Raw genomic sequence first — 13,756 nt, 5'->3', positions numbered from 1 at the left:
GATTAACGTAACGAATTCAAACACAGAGGATGCACCATGGCTGTAATCGTCAAGTACGTGGTAGAACGTAACGGAGAAGAAAAAATGACTTTTACCTCAAAAGCGGAAGCAGATGCTTACGATAAGATGCTGGATATGGCAGATGAGCTTTTTGGCTTGTTAGGTAAAAGCGAACTGATCGAAGACGAAGCTAAGCAAGAAGATTTGGCCATGTTCCTCGCTCAAAATAAAGAAGAATTGTTGTTCGCACTCGGCGCTAAACGTCGCCCAGCGCCAAAGAAAGCGAAGAAAGTTGCTGCGGTTGAAGACGCTGAGCAACAAGAAGACGCGGCGTAACTCGCACTGCCGCGTGATGATATTAAGCCCTCAAATGAGGGCTTTTTTATTGCGCATTTTTAACTTTTTATTGCGCATTTTTAACTTTGCTAAGCGCTATGATAAGCAAGATATCCCCCTCCACAATCGGCTACAATGATGCGAATCCAATCCAAGGTGCAAAGCATGAATTATCAAATTGAAGTCTGTATTGATAACTTAGAATCGCTGTATTTGGCGATCGCAGGCGGCGCAACTCGCATCGAACTGTGCTCATCACTGACACTGGGTGGTTTAACGCCAAGTTTTGGCATGATGCAACAAGCGGCCAAGCAATCGAGCGTACCGATTTACGCCATGATTCGCCCGCGCCAAGGCGATTTTCTCTATGACGACGACGATATTGCAATGATGGCAAGTGACATCCAAGCCGCAGCAACAGCAAACTTACAAGGCGTGGTGTTAGGGCTGTTAACCGCCGATGGCGAAATTGACGTCGTGCGTGCCAAGCCATTGATTGATTTGGCTCATCAACTGGGTCTTGGTGTCACGTTTCATCGCGCGATTGATCAAAGCCGTGATGCGCTTAAGTCTTTAGAGCAAGTGATTGAACTGGGTTGTGAGCGAGTACTGACTTCGGGCTTAGCCGCGGATGTCGTCTCTGGGATTGAGACGCTTAAGCAGATGCAAAGCTTGGCGGCTGGGCGAATCACCATTATGGCGGGCGCTGGACTTAACGCGCAAAACGTTGCGCAAATTGTCACTCAATGCGCTATTCGCGAGGTACATTTATCGGGGAAAACCTCTCGCCCTTCTTTGATGAACAAGGCGGCAAACCAAGCCCATATGGGCAGCAAAAACGTCAATGATTTCGTCGTCCCTATCACCAGCAGCGCAGCAATTCAGTCTGTGGTCGATGCGCTTCAAGCGCTAAAATAGCATCCATCAAAAACGCCGAGCAAGCTCGGCGTTGGGTGTTTATTCACTCATCATCGATGTGTGTGTCATCAGGATTTTAATGCATCATCAATCGTTTGATGGCCACTTAAATGGCGAACATCTTTACCCTTCACAAAGTAAATAATGTATTCACAGATGTTCTGACAGCGATCGCCAACCCGCTCTATGGCACGTGCAGACCACATCACTTGCAAAATATGTGGAATATTTTTCGGGTCATCGGCCATAAAGGACATTAGCTGGCGAATCACCGCTTCATATTCGGCGTCGATTTTATCATCCAGCTTATACACATGAGCGGCAGCATCGACATCCATACGCGCAAACGCATCGAGAACTTGATGCAACATGCTGATGGCTTGGCGGCACAAAGGTTCGAGCGAAATATTAAATTCACGGTCTTGGGTCGCAGGGCTTTCAATCGCAACGTAGGCGATTTTGGTTGCTACATCGCCGATGCGCTCGAGGTCAGTAATGGTTTTGATGATCGCGATAATAAGGCGCAAATCTTTGGCGGTCGGCTGGCGCTTAGCGATAATTCGCGTACAGGCTTCATCAATCGACACTTCCATGCTGTTGACTTTATGATCATCACGCACCACTTTTCTGGCCAGCTCGACATCGTCTTTGTGCAGAGCTTGCATGGCAAACGACAATTGCTGTTCGACCAACCCACCCATGGTCAATACATGGGTACGAATCGATTCCAATTCGACGTTAAATTGTCCAGAAATGTGACGACCAAAATTCATTCTACTTCGCGACTCCTTCGGTATATGACTTGCGTTTGGCTAACCTTATCCTTGATCAACCATACCGCCCTGTAATGTAGTCTTCTGTCTGTTTTTTCAATGGCGAGGTGAAAATTGAGTCAGTATCTGAGTACTCGATCAACTTTCCCATATGAATAAAGGCGGTGTGGTCACTGACTCGCGCCGCTTGTTGCATGTTGTGAGTAACGATCACCACGGTGTATTTGGTTTTAAGATCGTTGATCAACTCTTCAATGGTCAAGGTTGATATCGGATCCAGCGCCGATGTCGGTTCATCGAGCAGCAGCACCTCTGGCTCAATCGCAATCGCTCTGGCTATCACCAAACGTTGCTGCTGACCACCCGATAAACCAAACGCATTTTCATGCAGACGGTCTTTCACTTCGTCCCAAAGCGCCGCTGCGCGCAGCGAACGTTCCACCGCATCATCAAGCGCTCGGCTGTTCTTTATTCCTTGTAAGCGTAAGCCATAAACTACGTTTTCGTAGATCGATTTAGGAAATGGATTCGGTCTTTGGAATACCATACCCACTCGACGTCTTAAGGTGGCGACATCGACCGTCGGATCATAAACATTTTTGCCGTGCAGTTTGACTTCACCCTCGACATGACACCCTTCAACCAAATCGTTCATGCGATTAATACAGCGCAGCAAGGTCGATTTACCACAACCTGACGGACCGATAAACGCCGTCACTTGGCCTTTAGGAATGCGCATGGAGATATCCGTCAGTGCCCGACTGCTTTTGTAAAACAGATTCAAATGCTCAATCGCAATCGCGGTCTGGTCATCAGTTAAATTATTAACGTCTAATAGGGCGCCGTAGCCCAATGCTTGATTGACAGAAAACATGGTTAATCTTGCCCTAAAGTTCGGTATTTCTCGCGCAAGTTATTGCGAATACTAATGGCGGTTAGGTTAAGGCTAATAATCACCGTCACCAGCAAAAACGAGGTGGCGTAAACCAGCGGTCTCGCCGCTTCAATATTAGTGGTTTGAAAGCCAACATCGTAAATATGAAAACCTAAATGCATGAATTTACGTTCTAAATGCAAATATGGAAATTGCCCATCCACGGGTAAGTTCGACGCCAATTTCACTACCCCTACCAGCATTAATGGAGCCACTTCTCCAGCGGCGCGTGCCACCGCAAGAATCAACCCGGTAATGATCGCCGGACTTGCCATCGGCAACACAATTCGCCACATGGTTTCAAACTGGGTCGCACCGAGCGCAAGTGATCCATGGCGTACCGACGACGGAATGCGAGTTAAACCCTCTTCGGTTGAAACAATAACCACTGGCAATGTCAGCACTGCCAGTGTCAATGCTGACCAAAGTAGCCCTGGCGTACCGAAGGTCGGCGCAGGTAAACGCTCGGCGTAAAAAATCTGATCGATACTGCTTCCTAAGGTATAGACGAAAAAGCCCAGACCAAACACGCCGTAGACAATCGATGGCACACCTGCAAGGTTGATGACCGCAACGCGAATAATGCGTGTCAGCAGCGTATTACGCGCGTATTCATGCAGATAAATCGCAGCGATCACGCCAAGCGGCATCACGATGATCGACATGATCAGCACTAGCAGCACAGTGCCAAACATCGCCGGAAAAACACCGCCTTCGGAGTTGGATTCACGCGGCGCGTCAGATAAGAATTTCCACACCTGTTTGCCCCAATGGGCGAACTTATCCATGGTCGACATTTGGTTGGGAAACCAGATATCGAGAATGTTTTCCAGCGTAATCTCAACTCGCTGCCCAGACATGTCTTTGACCACCAGAACCTGATTTTGCAGTTGGTGACGTAATCCATCGACCTGCGCTTCGACTTTAATCAACTGCTCAGTCTGAGTTGAAAACTCTTTCTGATAGCGAGTCAAAAACGCCTCATCGAGCTTATTGTTGAGTTCGCGGCGACGTTTTTCTAAACGCAAATTTTCCAGCTTGTTACTAACAACTTCAATATCTTCAGTGATCAATCGGTCGATTTCACTGCGCACCACCTCGGCATACGCCAAGCCGGAAGTCATCGCTTGACGAATGTCTTTTTCGACATTGCCGTTGGCATCACGATATTCAATCGGCTGGCCGTAAAAATCGCCGTCTCGATTACGCTCAATCACCGCCCAATTGGCTGGCGTAGTGACTTGATGAACTTGAAACTCCAGCAGCGAAATGAAATCCGAAGTATAGAGCTCACGGTTGGCAACTTTAATACTTAAACGGCTGACCAAGCCTTTGTCTTCAACATCTTGCGGCAATTTGACTTTCATCTCGCGCAGATGGCTTATCGGCACATCTTCTTTGGCGTACAGCTGACCAATCAAAATGTCACCATCTTGTGTTTGCCACTGGTAAAGAGGTGCAGGCCAGAAGAAAGACAATCCCTTCCAGCCTATCAGCAGAATCAACCCCATGACCGATAGCAAACTAATGCTGACGGCACCACCTGTCAGCCAGATCCAAGGCGCGCCGGATTTCAACCAATTAGACACAATAACGCGCTCCAACATTCAAAGAGAGTTCACTACAACGCACGGTATTTCTCTCTCAATCGTTGCCGAACCCACTCCGCCAATGAGTTAACGGCAAAGGTAAACATCAACAATAACAGTGCGGCAAAAAACAGAATGCGAAAATGCGAACTGCCAACTTCAGACTCGGGCATTTCGACCGCAATCGTGGCGGACAGCGTGCGCATACCTTCCAAAATATTCCAGTCCATGATTGGCGTATTGCCGGTGGCCATTAACACGATCATGGTTTCACCAACCGCGCGGCCAAGCCCCATCATAATCGCCGAAAAAATACCTGGACTTGCGGTAAGAAGAACCACCCGAGTTAGCGTTTGCCATGGCGTGGCGCCAAGAGCTAAAGAGCCATCAGAGAGATGTTTCGGCACCGAAAAAATCGCATCTTCAGCAATGGTAAAAATGGTTGGAATGACCGCAAACCCCATGGCAAACCCGACCACCAGCGCATTACGCTGATCAAAGTTGATGCCGTGCTCAGCCAAAAATACCCGCACATCACCGCTGAAAAACGCGTACTCAATATCGCCACTATGAATCACAATCAAAGCGGTCATGATTAAAATGACTGGCATCAACACCGCTGCATGCCAACCTCTGGGTAAACGGTTTAACCACGCGTTAGGCAGCAAGCGCCAAATACCACCGATGACGATGGTTGAAAGTGGCAGTAGCAACAACAAAGCCACCACCGCAGAGAGGTGGTTTTCAACAAAAGGCGCAAACCATAATCCGGCCAGAAAACCGATGATCACCGTTGGCAACGCTTCCATCAGCTCAATCGATGGCTTAACCACGCGGCGCATTTTCGGGTTCATAAAATACGCGGTATATATCGCGCCAAGCACCGCAATAGGAACCGCAAACAACATCGCAAACAGCGCAGCTTTAAAGGTACCAAAGGCGATTGGCACAATACTAAATTTGGCTTCAAACTGTTCGCTCGCCGATGAGGTCTGCCACACGTATTCTGGCTCTGGATAACCTTCATACCAGACTTTTTGCCACAACGACGACAACGACACTTCCGGGAACGGATTATCAATGTAGGCAACGTTCAGTTTGCTGTCGGAGAACGTCAGCAAATACTCTTCATTGCTCGACATCGCCGCGATGTCCGGTGCTTTTTGGTAAGCACGTTTGAATATCACCAACTTTTCACTGGTGGTGTAATGACTTTGTACCGTGCCGTTGGAATAAAAAGTGTAAAAACCTTTGCGATAGGTATCTGGCAACAGCAATTGAATGTTGGAAGCCAAAGAAAACTCGCGAATCTGAGTAAGCTTACGCTCACCGTGCTTAAGCACATCAAACCATTGTGCAACCAAACCATCGCTGTACGTCACCAAAAGTGAATACGCCCCAGCAAGCAAGCTGATATTGCTAACGTTGTGCTCGCCATTTCCGCGGCTCAAATCAACAACTTCGCGCACTTGGTAACGGTCGGCGACACGTTTGGCGACAACCAGATCGCTGCCTGATAGCGCGTATAAGGTTAAGCCATCCGGCGTGATTAATAGCTGCTTAAGAAGCGCGATTGGCGATTCAAAACTAAAGCTGTGAAAGTCTTGAGATTGATCTTGCCACTTAAGCCGCACACGCTGATCGTCATACCAAGCGGCAAATGTCAGTTGGCCGTTATTGAGTGCAAACACGAACTTCTCAAGCGTGCGCCCAGCCACCTGCATCGACATCGCTTGTGGCGGCGTAAGCTGCTCAACACTTGGCGAAAACTGCCGAGATTGCTGATGAATCACGCTGCTTAAGCGTGGATGAAACAGCTGCACATCCCCCTGTTTGGATGCAAAACCATACCAACCTTGCGCGGCTGGCGTTTGACTGAATAAGTCATGACTGCCAGGGATCTGCTGGGTTTTTAACGGTGTGCTGGCAACGCCAGTTAAAGGCCAAAATTGCACTTCGCCTTGCGGTGAAATGACGAACGCGTTTTCACCATAATCGTCAACGCCGATAGCAACAGGCGCAGACGTTGAAATCGCTCGCTTAGCTTGGCTGGGCGTCAATGACGCATCGCCAAACAGCGGAAGTACCATGATGATGAGATAGATGAAGATCAGCAGCAGCGCACCTAGCACACCGACTCCGCCCATAGACACAGCAATTCGCACCAGCCGATCTTTGATTAACCGCTTGCGATCTTTTTCCTGCAAAGAAAAGTTGGCTTGTGCCATGAAACTGCGTTACCTCAACAATACTGTAAGAATGCACACCCTGTCTTATACCTGAGATTCAATAAACCTGAGACAGACAAGGTGAAAAACTGCCTAGAATATATTATGTCGGTTAAATGACAAATATATTACAGATAACAATAACCGACTGAAACTAGTGACATAATTTTGAAATATATTTGTCATACATTGCTCTTAATTTGATATCTCTATTCCAAAAAATTTATAAAACCCTGGAGGGCAATCCTCCTTGACAGCGGTAGGCAAGGAACGGCATGAACACTGAAAAACTCTATGTAGAAAAAGAGCTTAGCTGGCTATCATTTAACGAACGTGTCTTGCAAGAGGCGGCAGACAAAACTGTCCCTCTTATTGAGCGTATTCGTTTTCTTGGTATTTTCTCCAGCAATCTCGACGAATTCTATAAAGTTCGTTTTGCCGATGTGAAACGCCGCATCATGATTAGCCAAGAAAGTGGTGGCAGTAATAGCGCCAAGCATTTGCTGGGAAAAATGCAGTCAAAGGCATTTAAACTCAACGAACGCTTCGATGAACTTTATGCCGAACTGATTCGTGAAATGGCGCGGCGGCGAATTTTTTTAGTCAACGAAACCCAAATCAACGACTACCAACAAGAGTGGATTCGTAATTATTTTCGCCACGAAGTGATTCCTCACATCACGCCATTACTGCTCAACAAAGACACTGATGTACTGCAGTTTTTAAAAGACGAATACGCCTATATCGCCGTCGATATGAAGCAGCAAGACACGTCCAAATACGCGCTGGTCGAAATTCCAACCGATCACCTACCCCGTTTTGTAATGGTGCCAGAGCCGAAAGGCAAACGGCGTAAAACCATTATTTTGCTCGATAACATCATTCGCTACTGCTTAGACGAACTATTTAGCGGCTTTTTTGATTATCAAGAGCTCAACGGTTACGCGATCAAAATGACGCGCGACGCAGAGTACGATTTAAGTAATGAGGTGGAGCACAGTCTGCTCGAGCAGATGTCGGAAGGCCTTAGTCAGCGCTTAACTGCGATGCCGGTGCGCTTTATTTACGAACGCGAAATGCCCAGCGAAATGCTTAACTTTCTGTGCGAGAAACTGCAGATCTCTCACTACGACAGTTTGATCCCCGGCGGCCGTTACCACAACTTTAAAGACTTCATTGGCTTTCCCAATGTGGGTCGCGACTATTTGGAAAACCGACCATTGATTCCACTGCGCTGCAGTGATTTTGTCGGTTACGCCAACACTTTTGACGCCATAAAAGCGCGTGATATTTTGCTCCACTACCCGTACCACACCTTTGAGCACATTACCGAGCTCGTGCGTCAGGCCTCATTTGACCCTAAAGTGCTCGGTATCAAGATTAACATCTATCGCGTCGCCAAAGATTCACGCTTGATGAACTCGCTGATTGATGCGGCGCACAATGGTAAAAAAGTCACCGTAGTGGTTGAGCTGCAAGCGCGTTTTGATGAAGAAGCCAATATTGAGTGGTCACGGATTTTAACCGAAGCGGGTGTGCACGTTATCTTTGGCGCGCCGGGACTGAAAATTCACTCCAAACTGCTGCTGATAAGCCGCCGCGAGGATGAACAAATTAGGCGTTATGCCCATATCGGCACCGGTAACTTTCATGAAAAAACCGCGCGTATTTATACCGATTTTTCATTGCTGACCGCTAACCATGAAATCACCACCGAAGTGCGCAATGTGTTTAACTACATTGAAAACCCCTACCAACCGGTGCATTTCAATCATTTAATCGTCTCGCCGCGTAACTCACGCACTCAACTGTATCATTTAATTGATGCCGAAACCTCCAATGCTCAAGCCGGTAAAAAAGCCGCTATCACCTTGAAAGTGAATAACTTGGTCGATAAAGGGCTGATCAACAAGCTCTATCGCGCCAGCAGCGCGGGAGTGAAAATAAAAATGGTGGTTCGCGGCATGTGTTCGTTGGTGCCGGGCATTGAAGGCATCAGCGAAAATATCAAGATCATCAGTATTGTCGACCGCTTCCTTGAGCATCCACGCGTATTTATTGCTCACAATAATGGCGATCCGATCGTATATATCTCATCGGCTGACTGGATGACGCGTAACATTGATTATCGAATCGAAGTCGCAGCTCCGATACGCGACCCGCTTCTAAAGCAGCGTATTATTGATATCATCAACTTACACTTTATTGATACCGTCAAAGCTCGCTATATCGATAAAGAGATGAGCAACCAATACGTTCCTCGCGGTAACCGAAAGAAAGTACGCTCACAAATGGCCATCTACGACTATCTTAAACAGGTAGAGAAACAAACCTTAAAACTCAGAGAGCAATCCGCAGCGCATGACATCTGAATCTGAACCTCGTGATATCGCCGCCATTGATTTGGGATCAAACAGTTTCCATATGGTGGTCGCCCGCATTGTTGGTCAAGACCTGCAACTGATCAGTCGCCACAAACAGCGAGTTCGCCTCGCTTCCGGTCTTGATGCACAAAATAATCTCGATAACGCCTCGATGGAGCGCGGCCTTGAATGCCTAGCGATGTTCGCGGAACGGCTTCAAGGCTTTGACCCGGAGAACGTGCGTATTGCCGCGACTCACACTCTGCGCCAAGCCAACAACACGCATATTTTCTTGCAGCGAGCCCAAGAAGTCTTGCCGTTTGCCATTGAGATCATTCCTGGCGTCGAAGAAGGACGGCTTATCTATTCCGGAGTGGCGCATACTCAGCCAGAATCGGATTCCAAACTGGTGATTGATATCGGCGGCGGCAGCACCGAAATCGTCATCGGCAGCGGGTTTGAAGCAGAGATCGTCAACAGCAAACAGATGGGTTGCGTCAGTTATACCAACCGCTTTTTTGCCAATGAAAAGCTATCCAAGAAAAACTTTGCCAAAGCATCACTCGCCGCTGAGCAAAAACTCGAACCGCTGGCTCAACAATATCGCAAGCGCGGCTGGGACATCGCATTTGGTTCTTCCGGTACCGCCAAAGCAATTCGTGATGTAATGATAGGGCTTGGTCATGACGATGGCTTAATTACCGCCAAACGCCTTGATGAGTTAGTCGATAAACTGTGCGAATGGTCGACCATCGATGAGATCAATCTCGACGGTCTCACCGACGACAGAAAACCGGTGTTTGCCGCTGGCGTTGCGATTTTGCAAGCCATCTTTAGCCGCTTAAAAATCGATACCCTGCACTTTTCAGAAGGGGCGCTGCGCGAAGGTTTACTGTATGAAATGGAGGACCGCTTTAAGCGCACCGACATTCGTATGCGCACCACTGAAGCGCTGGCGAATAAACACTTTGTCGACCTAGAACACGCCGCCAAAATCAAAGGCCAAGCGCGCGAGTTCTTTGAACAAGTGCATAAGAAAATTGGCATCGGCAAAAAGAACGAACTGTCTGCCCTTCTAGAATGGAGCGCGCTGCTACACGAAGTCGGCCTAAGTATTAGCTTCCAAGCGTTCCATCGCCACTCAGCGTATATTTTGCAGCATACCAATATGCCGGGCTTTAACCGTGAGCAGCAACGAGTGCTTTCAACTCTGGTACGTTTTCAGCGCAAATCATTGAAACTCAAAGAGATGGAAGATTTCTCTCTGTACAAGAAGAAAGACATCATCAATTTGATTCGCATTTTACGCTTAGCGATTTTGCTCAACGGCCAACGCAATGACGATCCACTTCCTGAGCTGAGTTTAGATGTTGATGGCGATAAGTGGAGCTTGAGCTGCCCTGATGAACATTGGTTGGAAAACAACAAGCTGTTAGCGGCTGACTTACAAACCGAGCAAGAGTATTGGTGCAGCGCCGATTGGCAACTGAAATTCTAATTTAACAGTCAATTTCATTTAACAATCAGTCCAATTTAGTAATCAGTCCAATTTAACAATCAGTTTAATTTTACAATCAGTTAAAGTCGGCTATTCAATGCCGACTTTGGCCAATTCCTCGCGAGCAAAATCCCCAGATACCGAGACATAACCGTCTTTTTCCACCAGCTTTTGTCCCTGCTGGGAAAAAATAAAGCGAATAAATTCCCGTTGAATCGGCATCAATGGCTGGTTGGGATGTTTGTTAACGTACACGTATAAATAACGCGCCAGCGGATAACGCCCAGAAAGAATATTGCTCCGCGTCGCTTGCACATAATCGTTGCCCGACTGAGCAATCGGCAATAATTTCACGCCAGTGACTTTATAGCCAACCCCTGAATAGCCAATGCTATTGATCGAAGACGCCACCGACTGAACCACAGACGCCGACCCCGGCTGCTCATTGACGTTGGCTTTAAAATCGCCGCCACATAGAGCGTGTTTTTTAAAATAGCCATACGTACCGGACACCGAGTTACGACCAAACATTTGAATGCTGCGTTTTGCCCACTGATGTTCAACGCCAAGCTGTGACCAACGCGTAATCGAGTGCGTCGCGCCGCAGCGCAAAGTTGAAGAAAACAGGCTATCGAGCTGTGAGAAATTGAGCCCTTGTATCGGATTATCGCGATGCACAAACACGCCAATTGCATCAATTGCCACTCGCAGCGCCACTGGCTTGTAGCCATGTTCGCGCTCAAAAGATTCAATTTCGCGATGCTTCATTGGCCGACTCATCGGCCCAAACTGGGCAGTCCCTTCGGTAAGCGCTGGCGGCGCAGTGGAAGAACCGGAGGCTTGAACTTGACCATTAACACTTGGGTAGAGACGTTGAAACTCTTCCACCCACAGAGTCGTCATACCGGCTAGAGTATCTGAACCCACACTGGTTAAACTGCCAGAAATACCTGGCACCTTTTGATAAATCGGCAACAATTTGGCTTGCGCAACATGAGGCAACACTGCACCGAGCATCCAACTGACTGCCAATGTTTTCCACCTCATGCTACTCACCTTTGGAAATCAAGCGTGCGGGTAACACAAAAGAGAATTGGCTGCCAACCCCCACTTCACTGTGGATTTCCAGATGCGAATCATGGTGTGAAAGCGCATGTTTGACGATCGCCAGTCCAAGACCACTGCCACCAGTATCGCGAGAGCGGGCTTTGTCGACGCGATAAAAACGCTCGGTGAGACGATGAATGTGCTGCGGTTCGATTCCCTCGCCGCTGTCTTGTACTTCCAGACACGCACCTTGAGGGGATCTAAACCAACGCACATCCACTTTCGCGCCAGGCGGGGTGTATTTCACCGCGTTGTACACCAAGTTGGAAATGGCACTGCGCAATTGATCTTCATCAGCCAACACTTTGAGTGAGTCATCGACTTCAAAATGAATTTGATGCTTATCGTCGCCACTTAAACTGAGCGCTTCTTTTTCCAACACCTCCAGCATGCTTGGTACATCAACCACCTCTTCAAGCTCATGCATTGGCGCCGCTTCAATCTTAGATAGCGTCAGCAATTGATTGACTAGGCTATTCATACGGTTGAGCTGCTCGGTCATCACGCCATGAGCTTTTGACCACATCGGCCCGACGACCATATCCGGATCTTCGGTCATTTCCAGATAGCCTTGCAGCACCGTCATCGGTGTGCGCAGTTCATGAGAGACGTTGGCGAAGAAGTTACGTCGCATGCCTTCAAGCTGTTTAACCTGAGTGACATCGCGCACCACCATCAAGTGTTCACCTTCGGTGTAAGGCACAATTCGCAATTCCAGCGAACGCTCAACATTAAGTGGCGAGCGCATTTCAAGCGGCTGAGAATAATCTTGTTTGCGAATGTACTTAATAAAGTCTGGAGTACGAATTAAGTTTGAAATCGGTTGCCCCGCATCGTCGGGCCAACGAAAACCAAGTAGATGCTGCGCCAAGCGGTTACACCACACGATGTTGCCTTCGCTACGAAACACCACCACCGCATCGGGAAGCGATTCCGCACCGTTACGGAAACGGCGAATCAGATTGGTGAGTTCTTTACGTTTGCGACGTTGGCGCTGCTGCAGGCGATAAATGCCGTTGAACAAATGTTCCCAATTACCGCTGCCAGAAGGTGGTGTAAGACGTTTTTCATCCCACAACCAAGCCGACAATCGTACTTGATTACTTAAGTGCCAAACGAGTTGGATCACCGTTGCGGCCAACAATAGCCACGGCATATAACCAAATAACCAACCGACGATTACCCAAGGGGTGTAAAAAAAAGCCAGCTCCCAGGCCAGCCTTTTCCAAGTTAACCTTTCAACCACTTACCTCTCCATTGATGGTTAAGCTTTTGTCGAGAAACGATAGCCTGCACCGCGTACTGTTTGAATCAGTTTATGATGCCCAGCGGACTCTAACGCTTTACGCAGGCGACGAATATGTACATCGACGGTGCGATCTTCAACGTAGACATTGGTGCCCCACACATTGTTCAGCAGTTGCTCGCGGCTATACACGCGCTCTTGGTGAGTCATAAAGAAGTGCAGCATTTTGAATTCGGTTGGCCCCATATCTAACGGCGTATCATTGGCTGTGACGCGGTGAGAAACCGGGTCAAGCTTTAAGCCTTGTACGTCAATCACATCTTCAAGGGCGGTTGGCGTGACGCGACGAATGACGGCTTTGAGACGGGCGACCAATTCTTTGGGTGAAAAAGGTTTGGTGATGTAGTCATCCGCGCCCACTTCAAGGCCGCGAACTTTATCTTCTTCTTCACCACGAGCAGTAAGCATCACAACCGGAATGTTGCGAGTCAGCTCTTCACGTTTCATGTGTTTAATAAAGTTGATACCGCTGCCACCTGGCAACATCCAATCAAGCAAAACCAAATCAGGGAAAGGTTCAGCAAGTTTCGTCACAGCCGTATCGTAATCTTCCGCTTCAACGGCGTGATAACCTTTCTGTTCAAGAACAAAGCAAAGCATCTCGCGAATTGGCGCTTCATCTTCAACGACCAGAATCCTTCTAGACATAATTGGGGAACCTTTTTAAGTTACGTTTTCTGACTTTGTTATCAGATATAAGCCTT

Annotated in this window: 11 protein-coding genes; 4 read left to right on the top strand and 7 right to left on the bottom strand. The window is 48.0% G+C overall.

Annotated elements, in window-relative coordinates; genetic code table 11:
• Positions 1-36: 36 nt before the first annotated feature.
• Together BLS03_RS00905 and BLS03_RS00900 are read left to right on the top strand one after the other, a co-directional pair.
• Positions 37-336, top strand: coding sequence for a YebG family protein (locus tag BLS03_RS00905; RefSeq protein WP_093268392.1), 300 nt, complete (start codon positions 37-39; stop codon positions 334-336).
• Between the two features lie 165 nt (positions 337-501).
• Positions 502-1,254, top strand: coding sequence for a copper homeostasis protein CutC (locus BLS03_RS00900; protein ID WP_093268389.1), 753 nt, complete (start codon positions 502-504; stop codon positions 1,252-1,254).
• A gap of 68 nt (positions 1,255-1,322) precedes the next feature.
• On the opposite strand, the gene phoU is transcribed toward BLS03_RS00900, so the two are convergent.
• Genes phoU through BLS03_RS00880 form a run of 4 tightly spaced genes read right to left on the bottom strand, consistent with a single transcriptional unit; the run spans position 1,323 to position 6,778 of the window.
• Positions 1,323-2,027, bottom strand: a complete 705-nt coding sequence (gene phoU, locus BLS03_RS00895) for a phosphate signaling complex protein PhoU (protein WP_093268387.1) — start codon at positions 2,025-2,027, stop codon at positions 1,323-1,325.
• Between the two features lie 55 nt (positions 2,028-2,082).
• Positions 2,083-2,901, bottom strand: coding sequence for a phosphate ABC transporter ATP-binding protein PstB (gene pstB / locus BLS03_RS00890; protein ID WP_093268384.1), 819 nt, complete (start codon positions 2,899-2,901; stop codon positions 2,083-2,085).
• A gap of 2 nt (positions 2,902-2,903) precedes the next feature.
• A complete protein-coding gene (gene pstA, locus BLS03_RS00885) occupies positions 2,904-4,550 on the bottom strand; it encodes a phosphate ABC transporter permease PstA (RefSeq protein WP_093268773.1) in 1,647 nt (548 codons plus the stop codon).
• Between the two features lie 32 nt (positions 4,551-4,582).
• A complete protein-coding gene (locus BLS03_RS00880) occupies positions 4,583-6,778 on the bottom strand; it encodes an ABC transporter permease subunit (protein WP_093268381.1) in 2,196 nt (731 codons plus the stop codon).
• A gap of 275 nt (positions 6,779-7,053) precedes the next feature.
• Between BLS03_RS00880 and ppk1 the strand changes: the two genes are divergently transcribed.
• A complete protein-coding gene (gene ppk1 / locus BLS03_RS00875) occupies positions 7,054-9,150 on the top strand; it encodes a polyphosphate kinase 1 (protein ID WP_093268379.1) in 2,097 nt (698 codons plus the stop codon).
• Positions 9,140-10,639, top strand: a complete 1,500-nt coding sequence (gene ppx / locus BLS03_RS00870) for an exopolyphosphatase (protein WP_093268376.1) — start codon at positions 9,140-9,142, stop codon at positions 10,637-10,639. The genes ppk1 and ppx overlap by 11 nt, the downstream gene beginning before the upstream one ends.
• A gap of 90 nt (positions 10,640-10,729) precedes the next feature.
• On the opposite strand, the gene BLS03_RS00865 is transcribed toward ppx, so the two are convergent.
• From BLS03_RS00865 to phoB, 3 genes are read right to left on the bottom strand one after another with little or no spacing between them, the layout of a single operon-like run.
• Positions 10,730-11,656: a PstS family phosphate ABC transporter substrate-binding protein gene (locus BLS03_RS00865; RefSeq protein WP_245696528.1), complete on the bottom strand. Its 927-nt coding sequence runs from the start codon at positions 11,654-11,656 to the stop codon at positions 10,730-10,732.
• Between the two features lie 31 nt (positions 11,657-11,687).
• Positions 11,688-12,992 carry a phosphate regulon sensor histidine kinase PhoR gene (gene phoR / locus BLS03_RS00860; protein WP_093268371.1) on the bottom strand — a complete coding sequence of 435 codons (1,305 nt, stop codon included), beginning with the start codon at positions 12,990-12,992 and terminating at the stop codon, positions 11,688-11,690.
• Between the two features lie 18 nt (positions 12,993-13,010).
• Complete coding sequence (gene phoB, locus BLS03_RS00855; protein ID WP_093268369.1) at positions 13,011-13,700, bottom strand: phosphate regulon transcriptional regulator PhoB; 690 nt, start codon at positions 13,698-13,700, stop codon at positions 13,011-13,013.
• Positions 13,701-13,756: the final 56 nt, after the last annotated feature.

The organism is Vibrio xiamenensis (genome assembly GCF_900100015.1).
In the GTDB taxonomy this organism is placed as follows: Bacteria; Pseudomonadota; Gammaproteobacteria; order Enterobacterales; family Vibrionaceae; genus Vibrio; species Vibrio xiamenensis.
Note: the sequence above shows the minus strand (reverse complement) of the source record. Positions and strands in the feature narration are given on the sequence as shown.